This window comes from Silanimonas algicola, assembly GCF_054777375.1.
The window spans coordinates 25,500-42,979 of record NZ_BAAHAS010000002.1 but is presented as its reverse complement, the minus strand read 5'-3'; the positions used below and the strand labels follow the sequence as shown (position 1 = coordinate 42,979).

General features: G+C 71.1%; 21 protein-coding genes. 15 read left to right on the top strand and 6 right to left on the bottom strand.

Annotated elements, in window-relative coordinates; translation table 11 throughout:
• Positions 1-14 precede the first annotated feature (14 nt).
• From sufB to ACYVAK_RS05295, 8 genes are all read left to right on the top strand, one after another.
• On the top strand, positions 15-1,490 hold the full coding sequence (gene sufB, locus ACYVAK_RS05330) for a Fe-S cluster assembly protein SufB (RefSeq protein ID WP_461058757.1): 1,476 nt from the start codon (positions 15-17) through the stop codon (positions 1,488-1,490).
• Complete coding sequence (locus ACYVAK_RS05325; protein WP_461058755.1) at positions 1,487-1,840, top strand: hypothetical protein; 354 nt, start codon at positions 1,487-1,489, stop codon at positions 1,838-1,840. The genes sufB and ACYVAK_RS05325 overlap by 4 nt, the downstream gene beginning before the upstream one ends.
• Before the next feature lie 8 nt (positions 1,841-1,848).
• Positions 1,849-2,613, top strand: a complete 765-nt coding sequence (gene sufC, locus ACYVAK_RS05320; protein ID WP_461058753.1) for a Fe-S cluster assembly ATPase SufC — start codon at positions 1,849-1,851, stop codon at positions 2,611-2,613.
• A 53-nt stretch (positions 2,614-2,666) separates the two neighbouring features.
• Positions 2,667-3,911, top strand: a complete 1,245-nt coding sequence (gene sufD / locus ACYVAK_RS05315) for a Fe-S cluster assembly protein SufD (protein ID WP_461060489.1) — start codon at positions 2,667-2,669, stop codon at positions 3,909-3,911.
• Positions 3,908-5,161: a cysteine desulfurase gene (locus ACYVAK_RS05310; RefSeq protein WP_461058751.1), complete on the top strand. Its 1,254-nt coding sequence runs from the start codon at positions 3,908-3,910 to the stop codon at positions 5,159-5,161. Before sufD ends, ACYVAK_RS05310 begins: the two co-directional genes overlap by 4 nt.
• A 37-nt stretch (positions 5,162-5,198) precedes the next feature.
• Positions 5,199-5,726 carry a GNAT family N-acetyltransferase gene (locus tag ACYVAK_RS05305; RefSeq protein WP_461058749.1) on the top strand — a complete coding sequence of 176 codons (528 nt, stop codon included), beginning with the start codon at positions 5,199-5,201 and terminating at the stop codon, positions 5,724-5,726.
• Positions 5,723-6,040 carry a Rieske (2Fe-2S) protein gene (locus ACYVAK_RS05300; protein WP_461058747.1) on the top strand — a complete coding sequence of 106 codons (318 nt, stop codon included), beginning with the start codon at positions 5,723-5,725 and terminating at the stop codon, positions 6,038-6,040. The genes ACYVAK_RS05305 and ACYVAK_RS05300 overlap by 4 nt, the downstream gene beginning before the upstream one ends.
• Before the next feature lie 82 nt (positions 6,041-6,122).
• Positions 6,123-6,617 carry a bacteriohemerythrin gene (locus tag ACYVAK_RS05295; RefSeq protein WP_461058745.1) on the top strand — a complete coding sequence of 165 codons (495 nt, stop codon included), beginning with the start codon at positions 6,123-6,125 and terminating at the stop codon, positions 6,615-6,617.
• A gap of 11 nt (positions 6,618-6,628) precedes the next feature.
• Here the strand turns inward: ACYVAK_RS05295 and ACYVAK_RS05290 are convergent, their stop codons facing one another.
• Together ACYVAK_RS05290 and ACYVAK_RS05285 are read right to left on the bottom strand one after the other, a co-directional pair.
• Positions 6,629-7,201, bottom strand: coding sequence for a HutD/Ves family protein (locus ACYVAK_RS05290; protein WP_461058743.1), 573 nt, complete (start codon positions 7,199-7,201; stop codon positions 6,629-6,631).
• A gap of 207 nt (positions 7,202-7,408) precedes the next feature.
• The gene (locus ACYVAK_RS05285; protein WP_461058741.1) at positions 7,409-7,759 is read right to left on the bottom strand and encodes a ComEA family DNA-binding protein; all 351 of its coding nucleotides are present in this window, start codon (positions 7,757-7,759) and stop codon (positions 7,409-7,411) included.
• 234 nt (positions 7,760-7,993) lie between these two features.
• Between ACYVAK_RS05285 and ACYVAK_RS05280 the strand changes: the two genes are divergently transcribed.
• From ACYVAK_RS05280 to murU, 4 genes are read left to right on the top strand one after another with little or no spacing between them, the layout of a single operon-like run.
• Positions 7,994-9,487, top strand: a complete 1,494-nt coding sequence (locus ACYVAK_RS05280) for a M20 family metallopeptidase (RefSeq protein ID WP_461058739.1) — start codon at positions 7,994-7,996, stop codon at positions 9,485-9,487.
• A 38-nt stretch (positions 9,488-9,525) separates the two neighbouring features.
• Entirely contained in the window at positions 9,526-9,792 is a 267-nt protein-coding gene (locus ACYVAK_RS05275) for a GlsB/YeaQ/YmgE family stress response membrane protein (RefSeq protein ID WP_461058738.1), read from the top strand.
• A gap of 4 nt (positions 9,793-9,796) precedes the next feature.
• Positions 9,797-10,822, top strand: a complete 1,026-nt coding sequence (locus ACYVAK_RS05270) for an aminoglycoside phosphotransferase family protein (RefSeq protein ID WP_461058736.1) — start codon at positions 9,797-9,799, stop codon at positions 10,820-10,822.
• Between the two features lie 13 nt (positions 10,823-10,835).
• A complete protein-coding gene (murU, locus tag ACYVAK_RS05265; RefSeq protein ID WP_461058734.1) occupies positions 10,836-11,555 on the top strand; it encodes an N-acetylmuramate alpha-1-phosphate uridylyltransferase MurU in 720 nt (239 codons plus the stop codon).
• Between the two features lie 3 nt (positions 11,556-11,558).
• Here murU and ACYVAK_RS05260 read toward each other — a convergent pair whose 3' ends face one another.
• From ACYVAK_RS05260 to ACYVAK_RS05245, 4 genes are read right to left on the bottom strand one after another with little or no spacing between them, the layout of a single operon-like run.
• On the bottom strand, positions 11,559-12,215 hold the full coding sequence (locus ACYVAK_RS05260) for an NADPH-dependent FMN reductase (protein WP_461058732.1): 657 nt from the start codon (positions 12,213-12,215) through the stop codon (positions 11,559-11,561).
• 40 nt (positions 12,216-12,255) lie between these two features.
• Complete coding sequence (gene hda, locus ACYVAK_RS05255; RefSeq protein ID WP_461058730.1) at positions 12,256-12,960, bottom strand: DnaA regulatory inactivator Hda; 705 nt, start codon at positions 12,958-12,960, stop codon at positions 12,256-12,258.
• Positions 12,957-14,102: an AI-2E family transporter gene (locus tag ACYVAK_RS05250; protein ID WP_461058728.1), complete on the bottom strand. Its 1,146-nt coding sequence runs from the start codon at positions 14,100-14,102 to the stop codon at positions 12,957-12,959. The genes hda and ACYVAK_RS05250 overlap by 4 nt, the downstream gene beginning before the upstream one ends.
• Before the next feature lie 21 nt (positions 14,103-14,123).
• Entirely contained in the window at positions 14,124-15,275 is a 1,152-nt protein-coding gene (locus ACYVAK_RS05245) for a DUF2066 domain-containing protein (protein WP_461058726.1), read from the bottom strand.
• 143 nt (positions 15,276-15,418) lie between these two features.
• Between ACYVAK_RS05245 and purM the strand changes: the two genes are divergently transcribed.
• Genes purM through purN form a run of 3 tightly spaced genes read left to right on the top strand, consistent with a single transcriptional unit; the run spans position 15,419 to position 17,444 of the window.
• The gene (gene purM / locus ACYVAK_RS05240; RefSeq protein ID WP_461058724.1) at positions 15,419-16,516 is read left to right on the top strand and encodes a phosphoribosylformylglycinamidine cyclo-ligase; all 1,098 of its coding nucleotides are present in this window, start codon (positions 15,419-15,421) and stop codon (positions 16,514-16,516) included.
• Positions 16,517-16,527: 11 nt separating this feature from the next.
• Positions 16,528-16,782, top strand: coding sequence for a hypothetical protein (locus ACYVAK_RS05235; RefSeq protein ID WP_461058722.1), 255 nt, complete (start codon positions 16,528-16,530; stop codon positions 16,780-16,782).
• A complete protein-coding gene (purN, locus tag ACYVAK_RS05230; RefSeq protein ID WP_461058720.1) occupies positions 16,779-17,444 on the top strand; it encodes a phosphoribosylglycinamide formyltransferase in 666 nt (221 codons plus the stop codon). Before ACYVAK_RS05235 ends, purN begins: the two co-directional genes overlap by 4 nt.
• The last annotated feature ends 36 nt before the right edge of the window (positions 17,445-17,480 follow it).

Sequence of the window (17,480 nt, the reverse complement as noted above, 5' to 3'; positions counted from 1 at the left end):
CAAGGAGAGCCACGATGAACGCGCCTACCGCCGACACCACCCTGCCCTCCGGCAAGCCGCTGGAAGCCGGGGTCGAAGAAGCCCTCAACCGGCGCTACGACGCCGGTTTCGTCACCGACATCGAGACCGAGTCCTTCGCCGCCGGCCTCTCCGAGGACGTCGTCCGCGCGATCTCGGCGAAGAAGAACGAGCCCGAGTGGATGACCGAGTGGCGCCTGAAGGCCTATCGTCATTGGCTGACGATGACGCCGCCGGAGTGGGCGAAGCTCGCCATCGCCCCGATCGACTACCAGGCCATCTCCTACTTCGCCGCGCCGAAGAACGCGCCGAAGTCGCTCGACGAGATCGACCCCAAGCTGCTGGAGGCCTACGACAAGCTCGGCGTGCCCCTGCACGAGCGCGCGCGCCTGGCCGGCATCGCCGTCGATGCCGTGTTCGATTCGGTCTCGGTCGGCACCACGTACAAGGACGAGCTGAAGAAGGCCGGCGTGATCTTCTGCTCGATCAGCGAGGCGATGCACGAGCATCCCGAGCTGGTGAAGCAGTACCTCGGCTCGGTCGTGCCGGTCGGCGACAACTACTTCGCCGCCCTGAACTCGGCCGTGTTCTCCGACGGCAGCTTCGTGTTCATCCCGAAGAACACCCGCTGCCCGATGGAGCTGAGCACCTACTTCCGCATCAACGCCGGCCACACCGGCCAGTTCGAGCGCACCCTGATCATCTGCGAGGAGAAGGCCTATGTGTCCTACCTCGAAGGCTGCACCGCGCCGATGCGCGACGAGAACCAGTTGCACGCCGCCGTGGTCGAGCTGGTGGCGCTGGACGACGCCGAGATCAAGTATTCGACGGTGCAGAACTGGTACCCCGGCGACGAGAACGGCGTGGGCGGCATCTACAACTTCGTGACCAAGCGCGGCGAATGCCGCGGCGCGCGCTCGAAGATCAGCTGGACGCAGGTGGAAACCGGCTCGGCCATCACCTGGAAGTACCCGAGCTGCGTTCTGGTGGGCGACGACTCGGTGGGCGAGTTCTACTCGGTGGCCCTCACCCACCATCGCCAGCAGGCCGACACCGGCACCAAGATGGTGCACATCGGCAAGAACACCAAGAGCACCATCGTCTCCAAGGGCATCAGCGCCGGGCGCGGCCAGAACACCTACCGTGGCTTGGTCAAGGTGGAGAAGACCGCCGCCAACGCCCGCAACTACACGCAGTGCGACTCGCTGCTGATCGGCAAGCGCTGCGGCGCGCACACATTCCCCTACATCGAGGTGAAGAACGCCAGCGCCACCGTCGAGCACGAGGCCACCACCTCGAAGATCAGCGACGACCAGCTGTTCTACTGCCGCGCCCGCGGCATCGGCGAGGAGGACGCGGTGAGCCTGATCGTCGACGGCTTCTGCAAGCAGGTCTTCAAGGAGCTGCCGATGGAGTTCGCCGTCGAAGCCAAGAAGCTGCTGGAAGTCAGCCTCGAAGGAGCGGTGGGATGAAGACGCAGCTCTGGGACATCCCGCGCATCATCCGCGTGCAGCCCGCCGAGGCGCCGCTGCCGCCGAATGCCATCGTGATCGTCCGCGAAGCGGAAGGGACGACAGTCGTCGAATCCGTCGCCGACCACGCGCCGACGATGGGCGAGACGCAGTGGGCGCAGATCACGCTTTGGGGCTCGGCGGACGCCGACTGGCCCAGCCCGACGCCGGGCGTGGCCGCCGCGCTGGCCGCTGCCGGCGTGCCCTGCCGGCGCGTCGCCGCCGCGCACCATGAGCACCTCTTCATCCCCTGGGCGCAACGCGACGCCGCGATGGCCGCCCTCCACACCCTTTCCGCCGCCCACCGCTGAGCGACCCCATGCTGAAGATCGACAACCTCCACGTCCGCGCCGGAAACCGCGAGATCCTCAAGGGCCTCACGCTCGAGGTCGCGCCCGGCCAGGTGCACGCCATCATGGGCCCCAACGGCGCCGGCAAGAGCACGCTCGGCCACATCCTCGCCGGTCGCGAGGGCTACGAGGTCACCGAGGGCTCGGTGACCTACCAGGGCAAGGACCTGCTGGCGCTGGAGCCGGAAGAGCGTGCCGCGGAAGGCGTGTTCCTCGCCTTCCAGTACCCGGTCGAGATCCCGGGCGTGAACAACACCTACTTCCTGCGCGCGGCGCTCAACGCGCAGCGCAAATACCGCGGTGAGCCCGAGATCGACTCGATGGGCTTCCTGAAGCTGGTGCGCCAGAAGCTTTCGGTGCTGCACATCAAGGACGAACTGCTGAACCGTGCCGTCAACGTGGGCTTCTCCGGCGGCGAGAAGAAGCGCAACGAGATCTTCCAGCTCGCCGTGCTCGAACCGACGCTGGCCATCCTCGACGAGACCGATTCCGGCCTCGACATCGACGCGCTGAAGCTGGTGGCGGAGGGCGTGAACCTGATGCGCTCGCCGGAGCGCAGCTTCCTCGTGGTCACCCATTACCAGCGCCTGCTCGACTACATCAAGCCGGACGTCGTGCACGTGCTGGCCGACGGCCGCATCGTCGAGAGCGGCGGCCCGGAACTCGCGCTCGAACTCGAGCAGCACGGCTACGCGTGGGTGAAGGACCGTATCGCCCCCGGGGTCTCGGCATGAGCACGGCCGCGACCAGCCCGCTGGTCGAAGCGCTGGACGCGCAGGCCGGCGCGATGGCCGACGCCGTCCCGGCGCTCGCGGCCGCCCGTACGGCGGCCCGCGAGGCCGCCCGCGCCCACGGCGTCCCGACCACGCGCCAGGAGCGCTGGAAGTACACCGCCCTGCGCGCGCTCGCCGCGCGTCGCTTCGAAGCACGGGCCGCCCGCGTCGACGTCGACCTGAAGGTCGTCGCCGACATTCCGGCGCCGCGCCTCGTCATCGCCAACGGCCGCTATGCCCCCGCCCTGTCCGACCTGCATGCCCTGCCGGAAGGCCTGCGCGTGCGACTGCTCTCCGAGGTGCTGCGCGACGCGCCCGTCGAGGCCGCCGGGTGGCTCGCCACCGACACCACGGCCGCCGACGCCGCGTTCCAGCAATGGAACGGCGCGCTGGCGGACGAGGGTTTCGTGCTCGAGGTCGAGCCCGGCGTGCGCGTCGCCACGCCGCTGCATCTCGTGGTCATCGGCGTGGACGACGGCGCGGAGCGGGCCTTCCACCTCCGCCACCGCATCGCGCTGGGCGCGGGCGCAGCGCTCGTGGTCGCCAAGCACCACCTCGGTGCCGGCGCGCACCGCCACCTGTTGAACACCGTGCTGCAGGTCGAGCTGGGCGAAGCGGCCACGCTCACGCAGGCCCGCGTGCAATGCGAGTCGGACGGCGCCACGCTCCTCCAGCGCACGCAGGCCACGCTGGGCGCGAACGCGCATTACCGCCGGCTCGACCTCGAACTCGGCGCCGCGCTGTCGCGCCACGAGCTCGACGTCGCCCTGGCCGGCGACGGCGCCCAGCTCGACGCCAACGGCGTGCTGCTGGCCAACGGGCGCCGCCACCTCGACACCCGCCTTGGCATCGAGCATCGCGCCGGCAACACCCGCTGCGAGCTCACCTGGCGCGGCCTCGGCGCGCAGCGCGGTCGAGCGGTGTTCCACGGAGGCATCCTGATCGCCGAGGGTGCCGACGGCAGCAACGCCACGCTGTCGAACAAGAACCTGCTGCTCGACGACGGCGCCGAGATCGACACCCAGCCGGTGCTCGTCATCCATGCCGACGACGTGCAGGCCGCCCATGGCGCCACGGTGGGTCGCCTCGACGCCACGGCGCTGTTCTACCTGCGCGCGCGCGGCGTGCCGCTGGCCGAGGCCACGGCGATGCTCACCGCCGCCTTCCTGCGCGAACCGCTGGCGGTGCTGGCGAACGACGCGCTGGAAACCGCGCTGGCCACCACCCTCGACGCGCGCCTCGCGTCGGCCCGCGAATGAGCACGGCCCTGCCCATGCCCTCGGACGCCCCGGTCGGCATCGACTGGGCGGCGATCCGCGCCCAGTTCCCCGTGCTCGAGCGCACGGTGCACGGCAAGCCGCTCGTCTACCTCGACTCGGCCAATACCGGGCAGAAGCCGCAGGCGGTCATCGACGCCGTCACCGAGTTCACGGCCCGCCACAACGCCAACGTCAGCCGCGCCGTCCATGCGCTGGGCAGCGAGGCCACGGAGGCCTACGAAGCGGCCCGCAGCACGCTGGCGCGCTTCCTCAACGTGCGCCGCGACGAGCTGGTGCTGTGCAGCGGCACCACGTTCGCCCTGAACCTCGTCGCGTACTCGTGGGCGCTGCCGCGGCTGAAGCCCGGCGACGCCATCGTGCTGACGCGCATGGAGCACCACGCCAACATCGTGCCGTGGCAGCTCGTGGCCGAACGCACCGGCGCGACGATCAGGGTCGCCGAGCTGACGCCCGAGGGCGAGCTCGACCTCGACGGCCTGTGGCGCCTGCTCACCCCGGAGGTGAAGCTGCTGGCCCTCGCCCATGTGTCCAACGTGCTCGGCACCGTCAACCCGGTGCGCGAGATCTGCCGGGAAGCGGCGAAACGCGGCATCACCACGGTCGTCGACGGCTCGCAGGCCGTGCCGCACCGCCCGGTCGACATCGCCGCGCTGGGCTGCGATTTCTACGCCTTCACCGGCCACAAGATGTGCGGCCCGACCGGCACCGGCGGCCTGTGGGGCCGGCGCGAACTGCTGGCGCAGATGCCGCCCTTCCTGGGCGGCGGCGAGATGATCAAGGAAGTGCGCTTCGAGGGGACGGTGTTCAACGATCCGCCGATGCGCTTCGAAGCCGGCACGCCCAACATCGCCGGGCACATCGGGCTAGGCGCGGCGGCGGCGTGGCTGGACGGCGTCGGCATGGCGGCCATCGAGGCCCGCGAGCAACACTTGCTCGCCCACGCGAACGCGGTGCTCGCCACCGTGCCGGGCCTGCGCATCTTCGGCACCGCCCGCGAAAAAGCCGCGGTGATCTCCTTCGCCATCGAGGGCACGCACGCACACGACCTCGCGACCTTGCTCGACCTCGAAGGCATCGCCGTGCGCTCCGGCCAGCACTGCGCGCACCCGCTGCTGCAGTGGTTCGGCGTCTCCGCCACCTGCCGCGCGTCGCTCGCGTTCTACAACACCGAGGCCGAGATCGACGCGCTGGTGGCCGCCCTCCACAAGGTGCGCCAGCTGCTGCTCTGATCCCGCCCACACGCCCGCTGCGCCCCAACCAGACGCCATGACGACCGTGCTCCACTTCCGCCCCGCCACGCTCGCCGACCGCGACGCGATCATCGCGCTGGTGACCTCGGCCTACCGGGGCGACGCCAGCCGCGCCGGCTGGACCACCGAGGCCGACCTGCTCGACGGCCCCCGGGTGGCGCCGGAGGTGCTGGAGCACGACCTGACCCGCGAGCGCAGTCGCGTCGTGCTGGCCGAGCGCGACGACGGCCTGGTGGCCTGCGCGCACGTCTGCGACGACGCCGGCGCCGGCTACTTCGGGATGTTCGCCGTCGACCCGACCCGCCAGGGCGGCGGGCTGGGCGATGCCGTGCTGAAGGAGTGCGAGCGGATCGCCCGCGACGATTGGCAGCTGCCGGCCATGAGGATGACCGTCATCGACATCCGCGACGAGCTGATCGCGTGGTACGAGCGCCGCGGCTACCGACGCACCGGCATCAAGAAGCCCTTTCCCTACGGCGACGCCCGTTTCGGCCACCCGAAGCGCGACGACCTGCGTTTCGAGGTGCTGGAGAAAGCCCTGTGACGTGGGTGAAGGTCTGCGCCGAGGACGAGCTCGCGCCGGGCGAGACGCGCGTGGCCTGGGACGGCGACACGCCGATCCTTGTCATCAACTTCGACGGCACGTTCTATGCCGTCGAGGACAAGTGCACCCACGAGGACTACGAGCTCTCGGCGGGGCCTTTCGATGCCGAGCAGGGCCGGCTGGTCTGCCTGCTGCACTCGGCGACCTTCGACCTGCGCAGCGGCGAGCCGCAGTGCGCGCCGGCCTACCTGCCCCTGGTGAAGTTCCCGGTAAAGGTGGAGAACGGCGCGATCTGGACGCGGGACGACCGCTGAACCGAGCCCCGGATTGACGGCGATCAAGGCGCCGGCGCGCCGCGCTGCGACCCTGTCGCGGCCCGAACTGCCGGATCCGCCCATGTCCGCCGCCGCCCCGCTGCCCACCGCCCCGAACGCCGGCCCCCTGCCCTCGATGGGTCCCGCCTTGGCCGAGATGGCCGCGAAGGGCCAACCCATTCCGTGGTCTCCCCTGCTGTCGGTGGGGATCGAGAGCATCGACGCCCAGCATCGCGTGCTGCTCGCCTACATCAACCAACTCAGCGCGATGATCGCGCGGGGCCAATCGGCGTCTGCCTTGGCGGACGTGATCGGGGGCCTCGAGTCCTACACGCGGCTGCACTTCCGCCACGAGGAACGGCTGTTCGCCCTGCACCACTGGGTGGAGCACGAGGACCACGAGCACGGCCATCGCCATTTCGAGGCGCAGCTGCGGGCCTTCCGCGACCGGCTCGATGGCGGGGACAGCACGCTGGCGCGCGACGTCATGCGCTTCCTGATCGCCTGGTTGGCGGACCACATCCTCGAAGACGACATGGCCTACAGCGCCCACCTTCGGGCGCACGGCGTGCGCTGACGCCGCGGGACCTAGGCCGGGGAACCCACCGGCCGCAGCTTGGCGAGCAGCACTTCGCCGCCCCCATCGATGACCCGCCGCTCGCCGGGCGGAATCTCGAAACGCGCGGCATCGCCGACCTCAAGCACGCCGGCCGGGGTACGCACCTGCCCGGCCAGCACGTACAGCACCCAGGTCACGCCGGGCTCGCCGAAGAACAGCATCGAACCGACGATCGGCCGATGCAGCAGCTGCGCATCGATGGCGTCGCGCTTCCACATCAGGTTGAAGTCCACCGTCGGGCCATCCACGAGCAGCGCCGTCAGCGGTCGTTCGCCGGCGAAGCGCAGCCGGCCGTGCGGCGGCATCAGGCCCTGCATCTCGCCATCGGCGAAGTGCAGCGCCATGCCCTGCCCGGAAACGAGCACGATCTCGCGCTCGCAGCCCGGGAAGGGTGAGAAGGGCCCATCGGCGCCGACCTCGGCGACCGAAATCCGCCACTGCCAGTCGCCCTCGGCCGGAAAGCGCAGGATCTCGCGCGTCCAGCCACCGCCGTTCTTCCAGCGTTCGAGGCGGTGGGCAGTGGCGGGGAGCAGCTCGATCATGCGCGGGCGGTGGGCGATGCCGGAGAGTCTCCGCAGTCTGGCGCGCGCTCCGCCGAGCGGAAAGGGGCCAACGAGAAGGCCCGGCCGCCCATTCCATGGGCGACACCGGGCAGCGTCCTTGCCGGTTGCGCGGCCCTCCGCGGCCGCGCCTCCTGATTCATCCTTGCGCCCGTCCGTGGGCGACGCGCTCCTCCTTGAGACCGTGCCTCACTGCACCCGGGGGGCGGGAGCGGCAGGGCGCGGTGCGTTCGTGGCCGTGCGGGCCGCTGCGGGAGCCGTGGCGGGCGCTCCCCCCACCATGATCCGCGCCCGATTGAGCTCGAGCGTGGCCGGGCCAATGCCCTTCACGTTGACGAGCTGGTCGACCGACCGGAACGGCCCGTGCACGCGACGGTGCTCAACGATGGCCGCGGCTTTCGCGGGGCCGACGCCGTCCATCACGCGGTCCAGCGTGGCGGCATCGGCGGTGTTGATGTTGATGCGTTCGTTAGCGTGTGCGGCGCCGGTGAAGGCGAGCGCCAGCAGCAGCGCGGCAAAGGTCTTGTTGAGGAAGTTCATGGGGGCTCCGTCTCCGTCATCCTTGGGGCCGCGGCGGGGTTCGTGCCGCGGTGGAAACAGGATCGCGATCCAACGTCCGGCAGGTTATCGACCGAGCGCCTGTTGGCGGCTAGGAGATCCGCGCGGTGTCTTGTAGGGATTTTCTTACCCTTGCTGCGGAGCCGGGCGGCGCCGGGGACTACAATCGGGGCCACGCCTTTCAAGCCGGCCTCGCAGGCCGCCACGGAGCCCGCCATGGACCACACCCGCACCCAATCCTTCGTCGGCCAGATGTGGGACGACGATATCGTCCCGCGCCTCGTCGAGTACATCCGCATCCCCAACAAGTCGCCGATGTTCGATGCCGACTGGGTGACGCACGGCTACATGGAGGACGCCACCCAGCTGCTCGCCAACTGGGCCAAGAAGCAGCCCGTGAAGGGCATGACGGTCGAGATCGTGCGCCTCGAGGGCCGCACGCCGCTGATCTTCATCGAGGTCCCCGGCACCGACGGCGGCGGCGCGGACAGCGACACGGTGCTGCTCTACGGCCACCTCGACAAGCAGCCGGAAATGACCGGCTGGGACCCGGACCTCGGCCCCTGGGTACCGGTGATCAAGGGCGACAAGCTCTACGGCCGCGGCGGCGCCGACGACGGCTACGCGCTGTTCGGCTCGCTGGCCGCGATCCAGGCGCTGCAGGACCAGGGCAAGCCGCACTGCCGCGCGGTGATCCTCATCGAAGCCTGCGAGGAATCCGGCAGCTACGACCTGCCCTTCTACGTCGACCATCTCGCCGCGCGCATCGGCAAGCCTTCGCTGGTGGTCTGCCTCGACTCCGGGTGCGGCAACTACGACCAGCTCTGGTGCACCACCTCGCTGCGCGGCCTCGCCGGCGGCAACCTGCGCGTCGACGTGCTGGAGGAAGGCGTGCACTCGGGCGACGCCAGCGGCATCGTGCCTTCGTCGTTCCGCGTGCTGCGCCAGCTGCTGGCGCGCATCGAGGACATCGAGACCGGCCGCGTCACGCTGGACGCGCTGCACGTCGCGATCCCGCCGGAACGCATCGAGCAGGCGAAGAAGGCCGCCGCCGTGCTCGGCGACGAGGTGTACAACAAGTTCCCGTTCGTGAAGGGCATGCAGCCCGCGCTCGACGACCTCGCCGAGCTGGTGCTCAACCGCACGTGGCGCCCGGCGCTGTCGGTCACCGGCCAGGACGGCTGGCCCTCGCTGTCGAACGCCGGCAACGTGCTGCGCCCCTTCACCGCAGTGAAGCTGTCGATGCGCCTGCCGCCCACCGCCGACGGCAAGGCCGCCGGCCACGCGCTGCGCGATGCCCTCATCAAGAACCCGCCCTACGGCGCGAAGGTCAGCTTCGAGCTGGAGAAGAGCAGCACCGGTTGGAACGCCCCGGCGATGAGCCCGTGGCTTTCGCATGCGATCGACCACGCCTCGAAGCACGCCTTCGGCGCGCCGGCCATGTACATGGGCGAAGGCGGCACCATTCCGTTCATGGGCATGCTCGGCGAGAAGTTCCCCGGTGCGCAGTTCATGATCACCGGCGTGCTGGGCCCGCACAGCAACGCGCACGGTCCGAACGAGTTCCTGCACATCCCCACCGGCAAGCGCGTGACGCAGGCGGTGGCCCAGGTCATCGCCGAACACTACGAGGCGTCGAAGAAGGGCCTGACGCGCGGCGTCGGCGTGGCCGCTGGCGGCGCGGAATTCGGCAACCACGGCTGCTGCTGAGCGCGACGTTTCCCTCCCCCACAAGGACGCACAGACCCATGGACCTCGGATTCCTCGGCTACGGCTGGGTACAGATCCTCCTCCTCGGCTTCGTCGCCGGCCTGCTGGCGCGCTGGATCTTCCCGGGCCGGCAGAAGCTCGGCCTGATCCTCACCACGTTGCTTGGGATGGCTGGGGCCATTTGCGCCTCGTGGGTGCTGGACACCTTCGACATCACCGTCGGCGGGCGCTGGATGCGCTTCGCCGCCGCGGTGGGCGGCGCCGTGGCGCTGCTCGCGCTGGTCAAGGCATTGAAGGGCAAGTGAGGCGATGACGAACACCGGAACGGCGGCGACGGCCGACGATGCCGCGCGCGCCGGCAGTCGCCTCGCCTTCGCCCGCGCGGCGCTGGGTGACGCCTCGGCCACGCTCGAACGCGCCTCGATGGACGCCGGCTTCCGCAGCTACTGGCGCTCGAGCGGCGAGCCCACGCGCATCGTCATGGACGCGCCGCCCGGCAAGGAGGACGTGCGGCCGTGGCTCGCGATCCGCGACCTGCTCGAACACGGCGGCGTTCGCGTGCCACGCGTGCTGGCCCGCGAGGTCGAGACCGGCTTCCTGCTGCTCGAAGACCTCGGCACGCAGACCCTGCTGCAGGTCATCGACGAATCGAACGCCGCGGCCTGGTTCGATGCCGCGCTCGACCAGTTGTTGCCGCTGCAGAAGATCGCCCCGCAGGCCGGCTTCCCACGCTACGACGAGGCCCTGCTCACCCGTGAGCTGAAGCTGTTCGACGACTGGCTGCTGGGCACGCACCTGGGCCATCCGCTCGACTGCGCGCTGACCGACCCGCTGGAGCTGGTCTACCGCCGGCTGATGGATGCGATCCTCGCGCAGCCCACGGTGCTGGTGCACCGCGACTTCATGCCGCGCAACCTGATGCCGCTGCGCGACGGCGGCCTCGCGGTGCTGGACTTCCAGGACGCCGTGGTCGGGCCGATCAGCTACGACGTGCTGTCGCTGTTCAAGGACGCCTTCCACGGCTGGCCGCAGGAGCTCGTGGACTGGGGCGTGGCGCGCTACCACGAGCGCGCGACCGCTGCGGGCCTGCCGGTCCCGGGGCTCACCGACTTCCGCCGCGACGTCGACCTGATCGGCGTGCAGCGGCACCTGAAGGTGCTCGGCATCTTCGCGCGGCTGAACCACCGCGACGGCAAGCCGAAGTACCTCGCCGACGCGCCGCGTTTCGTGCGCTACCTGCTCGACGTGATCCCGAAGCACCGGATGCTGCAGCCCCTGCAGGCGGTGATCGAGGAGCGCGTGCTGCCACAGGTCGGCGCGCTGCCGCCGCGCTGAGCCGGCCCCACGCATGAGCAACCGCCCGACGCACGCCCTCGTCTTCGCCGCCGGCAAGGGCGAGCGCATGCGTCCGCTCACCGAGCACACGCCGAAGCCCCTGCTCGTCGCTGGTGGAAAGCCGCTGATCGCGTGGCACCTCGAAAAGCTCGCGGCGCTCGGCGTGCGCGAGGTCGTGATCAACACGAGTTGGCTGGCCGACTGTTTCGCGCCGGCCCTCGGCGATGGCGCGGCCTGGGGCCTGCGCCTGCACTACGTGCACGAAGGCCCGGAGCCGCTGGAAACCGGCGGCGGCATGCTCAACGCCCTGCCCCTCCTGGAGGACGCCCCCTTCCTCGCCATCGCCGCGGACGTGTGGACGGACTTCGATTTCCGCGCGCTACCGAGCGAGCCGGAGGGCCACGCGCACCTTGTGATGGTGCCGAACCCCGAACACCACGGCCGCGGTGATTTCGCACTCGGCGCCGATGGGCGCCTGCACCTTGCCACTGCCGGCGCCGAGGCGCTCACGTTCTCCGGCATCGGCCTGTACCGCCGCGCGTTCCTCGATGGATGGCGGGCGATCGTCGGGAACGCGCCCGGCGCCGATGAGACCCCGCCGCGCTTCAAGTTGCGGCCACTGTTCGATGCCGCCATCGCGCGCGGCGCGATCACCGGCCAGCGCCACGAGGGGCGCTGGACCGATGTCGGCACGCCGGATCGCCTCGCTGCGCTGGACGCGGCGCTGCGCTGAGCCTCAGGTCGACGGCGCGTCGCGCTCCGTCGGACGCCGCCGGAACGCCGGCGACTGGGCGAAGGGATCGACCCGCTCGCGCTGCTCGGCCGCCGCCTCCGCCCACCACGCCAGTTGCGACAGCCCCCGGGCGGCGTAGCTGGCCCAGCGGGCCGCATCCTCGCCGGCGGCGGGCCGGCCCTCCGCATCGAACACGCGATCCGCATGCGGGTAATGCAGCATCGCAGAGACCGGCAGGCAGCCCAGTTCCGACAGGAAGGTGCGGAGGCCGACCGCGGCCCGCGTGCCGCCCCACTGGCCGGACGAGTAGGTCACGATCAGGCTGGGCTTGAAGGCGAAGGCCGAACTCGGGAACGCATTCAGCAGGTCGGTGAGCGCCGGACTCGGCGAGTGGTTGTACTCCGGACTCACCATGACGTAGGCGTCCGCGGCCCGGATGCGCGCGTGCAGATCAGCCATCGCCGGCGGCACCTCGGTCGCCGGACGCGTGAACACGGGGCGGAACACCGGTTCGAGCGGGAGGGCCAGCGGGTCGGCCAGCGTCACGTCGAACCGGCCCGCCGCCTCGGCAACGAGATGGCGCGCCACGCGTTCACCGAGCCGCGGCGGGTTCGGCGGCGAGGACGCACGGCGCGAGCCGAGGAAGACGAGGACGTTCATGGCAGCTCCGGTTCGCCGCGGCCCCATGGGGACGGCAAGGTCAGTCGAGTCCGAGGGCCTGCCGCACGAAGGGCACGGTCAGGCGCCGCTGCGCGGCCAGGGCGGCGCGATCCAGCCGGTCCAGCAGCGCGGTGAGGGATTTCAGGTCGCGCTCGACGCGGCGGAACAGCCAGTCGAGCACGGCGTCGTCGAGTTCCAAGCCACGTCGCGCGGCGCGTCGGCGCAGCGCCTCGCGGCGCCCCGCATCGTCGAGCGCATCGAGCGACACCCGCAGGCCCTGCCCGAGGCGCGAACGCAGGTCGGGGAGCGCCCACGCGGCATCGCTTGCCGGCAAGCGCGAGGCGTAGAGCAGCGTACGGCCGCCATCGCGCAGGCGGTTGTGCAGGTGGAACAAGGCTTCGCAGTCCTCGCGTGAAGCCGAGGCCGCCTCGATGCCATCGAGGGCGACGAGGTCGTTCGCGTCGAGGCCCTGGAGCATCGTGCCGAGCGCGCCGGCGAAGGCCGGCACCGGCAGGTAGCGCGCGCGACGACCGGCGTCGTGCGCTTCGCGACAGGCGGCCAGAAGCAGGTGGGTCTTACCGCTGCCTTCAGCGCCCTCGACGAACAGGCCGGCATCAATCGACGCATCAACGCGTTCGCCCGTCGCAGCGGCACGCAGCAGCTCGACAGCCCAGTCGTGGCCCACGAAGAGCTCGAAGCGCTGGTCCGGCCCCACCGGCAGCGCCAGCGGGAGCTGGGCACTCATGCGGGACGCGTGTCCCCGGCCTCGTCGGCGGGCGGGCCTTCGGCCTCGCCTTCCAGAACACCGTCGCCGTCGCGATCCTCGCGGTAGAGCAGGCTCTGCGTGTAGCGCTCATGCGCGTAACGCAACAGCACCATGATGACTGCGGCGGCCGGCAGCGCCAGCAGCACGCCGAGGAAACCGAACAGCTGGCCGCCCGCCATGATCGCGAAGATCACGGCCACCGGATGCAGGCCGATGCGGTCGCCCACCAGCCACGGCGTCAGCACGAAGCCCTCGATCAACTGGCCACCGCCGAACACCGCGCACACCAGCACGAGGTGGAAGAGGTCGCCGTGCTCGACGAGGGTCGCGATGATGGCCGCCACCAGCCCGATGGCCGTGCCGAGGTAGGGCACGAAGCTGAGCAGGCCGGCGATCATGCCGATCAGGAAGCCGAGGTCGAGGCCGATCAGGCTCAAGCCCACGCCATAGATCAGGCCGAGCGCGATCATCACGCTCACCTGGCCGCGCAGGAACCCGCCCAGCACGTCGTCGGATTCCCGCGCCAAGCGCACGACCGTCGGCTCGAGCGGACGGGGGATCAGCTCGTGGACCGCCGAGATCATGCCGCGCCAGTCGCGCATGAAGTAGAAGGTGACGAGCGGGATCAGCAGCAAGTTGGCGACCAAGGCGAGGAAGGCCAGGCCCGACTTCGACAAACCGCCGATCACGTTCGCCGCGACGCCGCCGGCCTGCTGCCAGTGCGCCTTGAGCAGGTTGCCGAGCTCCGACGGATCGACATAGGTGGCGATCGACACGTCGAAGCGCGCCTCCAGCCACGGAATTGCGGTGCCTGTGATCCAGACACCGAGCTTCGGCCCCCATTCACCCGCCTGCTCGATCTGGGTCTTCAGCATCGGCACCAACAGCAGCACGACGAGCACCACCAGCAGGCTCATCATCAGGAAGACCAGCGTGACGGCCGTACTGCGCGAGCGCCCGCCGCGCTCGATGCGCGAGACCAGCGGATCCGCCACCCAGGCCAGCAAGGCGGCCACGGCGAAGGGCGTCAGCACGGGCCCGAGCAGCCACAGCAGGAAGCCCAGTACCACGAAGCCCCCCAGCCACAGCCAGGGGCGCAACCAGAGCAGCGGGGCAGTCATCGGGCCGTCCTCGTCATCGCGTCAGCGCGCCACGCGGTAGCGCACCCGCGTCGGCAGGGTCGGATCGGTGGCCGGTGCCGTGGCCTCCGGCACGAGGCGCCCGGAGCCTTGGAGCAGGGCCTCGAAGCGGGCGCGGTCGACGGCGAGGTCGAGGCGCACGCGCAAGGCGTCGGGCCGGGCTTCGATCACGTCGACGCCGCGCAACACCGGCAGCGACTGCAGGTAGGCGGCGAGGTCCAGCCACGCCGCCTGGCTCTCGATACCGAGGAGCTCGGCTTCCAGCACCTCCGCCTGGCCGGCCTCGACGCGCTTGGCCTGCCGCGCCGCGAGGGTGTCGGCGGCCCGGTCGGCGCCGGCGGCGATGGCGCGCTGCGGGCTGGGGTCGGTGACGCTCCAGCGCGCCAGTTCATCGGCGCCGTCGGCCAGCAACCACTCGCTGGTCCAGCCCGCCGCGCCAGCGCGCGACACCTTGCCGAGCAGTTGCACGCGCGCTCCGTAGCGGCTCGAGAGCACGCCCACGGCCGCTGCGTCGAGGGCCCAGATGCTGCCAGCCGCCGGCTGCTCCACCGCGGTACCGCCAGGCAGCAGGAAGCGCAAGCCGCGCTCGAGGCCGCGCTGGGCCAGAGGCTTCACCACATTGATCTGCTGCGCTGAAACGAGCCGCGGACCGGCGCCGCCACCGTCGTCCACCGCCAGCCACAGCATCGGCTTGGGCCGCTCGCCCGCCCACAGGGGCAGGCCGGCCGCGACCACCAGGGCATCGACGGCCTCGGGGTCGAAGCTGGCGGCCAGCACTTGGCGCTGCACCGGCACACCGCCCGCCAGCTCCTCCACGTCACTGTACTCGGTGCCCAACACCATCGACTCGGCGACGCGGAGCGCCCGCTGCACCACCGGATCGCTCGGGGCGCCCTGCTGCCCGCTCACCCGCACCAGCACCTGTGCCAGCGCCCGGCCGAGCGCGGCATCCCGCTCACGGCTCTCCTGCGAGGTCACGGGCACTTCGGCGGTGTACCACTCGAGCTCCCGGGTCGGGGCCGACGCGGGGGCCGACGCCACCTCGGGCGCTGCGCCAACCGCCGGCGCTTGCGCGAGGGCCACCGGGAGCGCACTCCCGAGCAGCAGGCTGGAGAGCGCGAGGGTGCGGAGGAATCGGGAGGAAAACGCGTGCATCGTGGACTCCGAGGGACGCGCCATGGTGCCGCAGCGCGCGCGGGAGCGTCCAACGCGTGGCCCACCGGCGCGGCCCGGGTTCAGCCTCCGGGCGGTCCCGGCCGCCGTCGTGCCGGGCCCGGCTGGTAAACTTTGCGCTTCGCTTGACGCCCGAAGGCCCGCCACCCGTGAGCACCCCGACGCCCCTGACCTACCGCGACGCGGGGGTCGACATCGACGCCGGCAACGACCTCGTCGAGCGCATCAAGCCGCTGGTGAAGCGCAGCTTCCGCCCGGAGGTGATGGGCGGCCTCGGCGGCTTCGGCGCCCTGTTCGACCTCTCGGGCAAGTACCGCGAGCCGGTGCTGGTCTCCGGCACCGACGGCGTCGGCACCAAGCTCAAGCTCGCCCAGCAGCTCGACCGCCACGAGAGCATCGGCATCGACCTCGTGGCCATGTGCGTCAACGACGTACTCGTGCAGGGCGCCGAGCCGCTGTTCTTCCTCGACTACTTCGCCACCGGCAAGCTGCACGTCGACACCGCGGCCGCAGTCATCGGCGGCATCGCCAAGGGCTGCGAGCTCTCCGGCTGCGCGCTGATCGGCGGCGAAACCGCCGAGATGCCCGACATGTACGCGCCCGGCGAGTACGACCTCGCCGGCTTCTGCGTGGCCGCGGTGGAAAAGAGCGAGCTGCGCGACGGCGGCCGCGTGCGCGAGGGCGACGTGCTGCTCGCCCTGCCCTCCTCGGGCCCCCACAGCAACGGCTACTCGCTGATCCGCAAGGTGCTGGCCCGCGCCGGCTTCGACGCGGCCAAGGGCGGCCTCGACGTGCAGGTCGGCGGCGTGCCGCTGATCGACGCGCTGATGGCCCCGACCCAGCTCTACGTGAAGCCGATCCTGTCGCTGCTGCAGGCCTTCCCGGGCGCCGACTCGCCGATCCACGGCATGGCGCACATCACCGGCGGCGGCCTCACCGAGAACATCATCCGCGTGATCCCGGACGGCCTCGGCCTCGACATCGACGCCTCCTCCATCGTGCTGCCGCCGGTGTTCGACTGGCTGCAGCGCGAGGGCGCCATCGCCGACGCCGAGATGTGGCGCACCTTCAACTGCGGCATCGGCTTCGTTCTGGTTGTGCCGGAAGCCAGCATCACCGCACTCGCGGTGCCGCTCGCCGCCGCCGGCCTACCGCCGCGCCCGATCGGCCGCGTGGTGAAGAACGCCGGCGCGTCGGTTCACGAGCGCGTGCGCATCGGCTGAGGGCCCGCGGCATGGGCACGGCACGCCGTCTCGCCATCGCGCTGTGCGCATTGTTCGCGGCCGCAGCCTCCGCCGGGGCGGTGGGGCTGTGGCCGCTGGTGGCGAAGAACGATGTCGCCTTCACTGAGTACGTGCAACGCGATGTCCCGTGGGGATGGTTGTTGCTCACCCTCGCCACGCCGCTTCTCGCGGCCTGCGTGCTGACCGCCCTGGGCACCGCCGCGCTGGCGTGGCGCCTCGCGGCGCGCGGCGCCAACGCGCGATGAGCCTGCGCCTCGCGGTGCTCGCCTCGGGCCGCGGCAGCAATTTCGCCGCCCTGCTCGAGGCCTGCGCCGACGGCCGCATCGCGGGCCGCGTGGTGGGGCTGTTCTCCGACAAGCCCGGCAGCGGCGCCGTGGCGCTGGCCAAAGCATCGGCCGTTCACGCCTGGGCGATGAAGCCGAACGCCTTCGAAACGCGCGAGGCCTTCGACGCGGCCATGTTCGATGCCATCGCGGCGGTTCAGCCCGACCTCATCGTCTGTGCGGGATACATGCGCATCATCGGCGCCGCCGCGATCGCCCGCTTCCCCAACCGCATGATCAACATCCACCCCTCGCTGCTGCCGCGCCACCCCGGCCTGCACACGCACCAGCGCGCGCTGGAGGCCGGTGACGCCGAGCACGGCGCGAGCGTCCACGTGGTGATCCCCGAACTCGACGCCGGCCCGGTGCTGGCCCAGACCCGGGTGCCGGTGCACGGCCACGACACGGCGGAAACGCTGGCGGCCCGGGTGCTGGCGCGCGAGCATCCGCTGCTGCTGGCCAGCGTTGCGGCCGTCGCCGGCGGCGCTCTGCGCCTCGACGCCGACGCCATCCACTGGCACGGCGCCCCGCTGGGCCAGCCCCTGCGCCTCGGCGACGACGACCGCCTGCACGCGGCGCCCTGAGCGCCCCGCCCCGACGACACGACGAAGGACCCTGCG

Coding starts and splice junctions, on each gene's coding strand:
- ACYVAK_RS05285 (WP_461058741.1), bottom strand. CDS start 7,759: ATGAACTTCCTCAACAAGACCTTTGCCGCGCTGCTGCTGGCGCTCGCC.
- ACYVAK_RS05250 (WP_461058728.1), bottom strand. CDS start 14,102: ATGACTGCCCCGCTGCTCTGGTTGCGCCCCTGGCTGTGGCTGGGGGGC.
- ACYVAK_RS05310 (WP_461058751.1), top strand. CDS start 3,908: ATGAGCACGGCCCTGCCCATGCCCTCGGACGCCCCGGTCGGCATCGAC.
- hda (WP_461058730.1), bottom strand. CDS start 12,960: ATGAGTGCCCAGCTCCCGCTGGCGCTGCCGGTGGGGCCGGACCAGCGC.
- sufD (WP_461060489.1), top strand. CDS start 2,667: ATGGCCGACGCCGTCCCGGCGCTCGCGGCCGCCCGTACGGCGGCCCGC.
- sufC (WP_461058753.1), top strand. CDS start 1,849: ATGCTGAAGATCGACAACCTCCACGTCCGCGCCGGAAACCGCGAGATC.
- ACYVAK_RS05325 (WP_461058755.1), top strand. CDS start 1,487: ATGAAGACGCAGCTCTGGGACATCCCGCGCATCATCCGCGTGCAGCCC.
- ACYVAK_RS05275 (WP_461058738.1), top strand. CDS start 9,526: ATGGACCTCGGATTCCTCGGCTACGGCTGGGTACAGATCCTCCTCCTC.
- sufB (WP_461058757.1), top strand. CDS start 15: ATGAACGCGCCTACCGCCGACACCACCCTGCCCTCCGGCAAGCCGCTG.
- ACYVAK_RS05270 (WP_461058736.1), top strand. CDS start 9,797: ATGACGAACACCGGAACGGCGGCGACGGCCGACGATGCCGCGCGCGCC.
- ACYVAK_RS05245 (WP_461058726.1), bottom strand. CDS start 15,275: ATGCACGCGTTTTCCTCCCGATTCCTCCGCACCCTCGCGCTCTCCAGC.
- ACYVAK_RS05295 (WP_461058745.1), top strand. CDS start 6,123: ATGTCCGCCGCCGCCCCGCTGCCCACCGCCCCGAACGCCGGCCCCCTG.
- purN (WP_461058720.1), top strand. CDS start 16,779: ATGAGCCTGCGCCTCGCGGTGCTCGCCTCGGGCCGCGGCAGCAATTTC.
- ACYVAK_RS05290 (WP_461058743.1), bottom strand. CDS start 7,201: ATGATCGAGCTGCTCCCCGCCACTGCCCACCGCCTCGAACGCTGGAAG.
- ACYVAK_RS05260 (WP_461058732.1), bottom strand. CDS start 12,215: ATGAACGTCCTCGTCTTCCTCGGCTCGCGCCGTGCGTCCTCGCCGCCG.
- ACYVAK_RS05280 (WP_461058739.1), top strand. CDS start 7,994: ATGGACCACACCCGCACCCAATCCTTCGTCGGCCAGATGTGGGACGAC.
- ACYVAK_RS05235 (WP_461058722.1), top strand. CDS start 16,528: ATGGGCACGGCACGCCGTCTCGCCATCGCGCTGTGCGCATTGTTCGCG.
- murU (WP_461058734.1), top strand. CDS start 10,836: ATGAGCAACCGCCCGACGCACGCCCTCGTCTTCGCCGCCGGCAAGGGC.
- ACYVAK_RS05305 (WP_461058749.1), top strand. CDS start 5,199: ATGACGACCGTGCTCCACTTCCGCCCCGCCACGCTCGCCGACCGCGAC.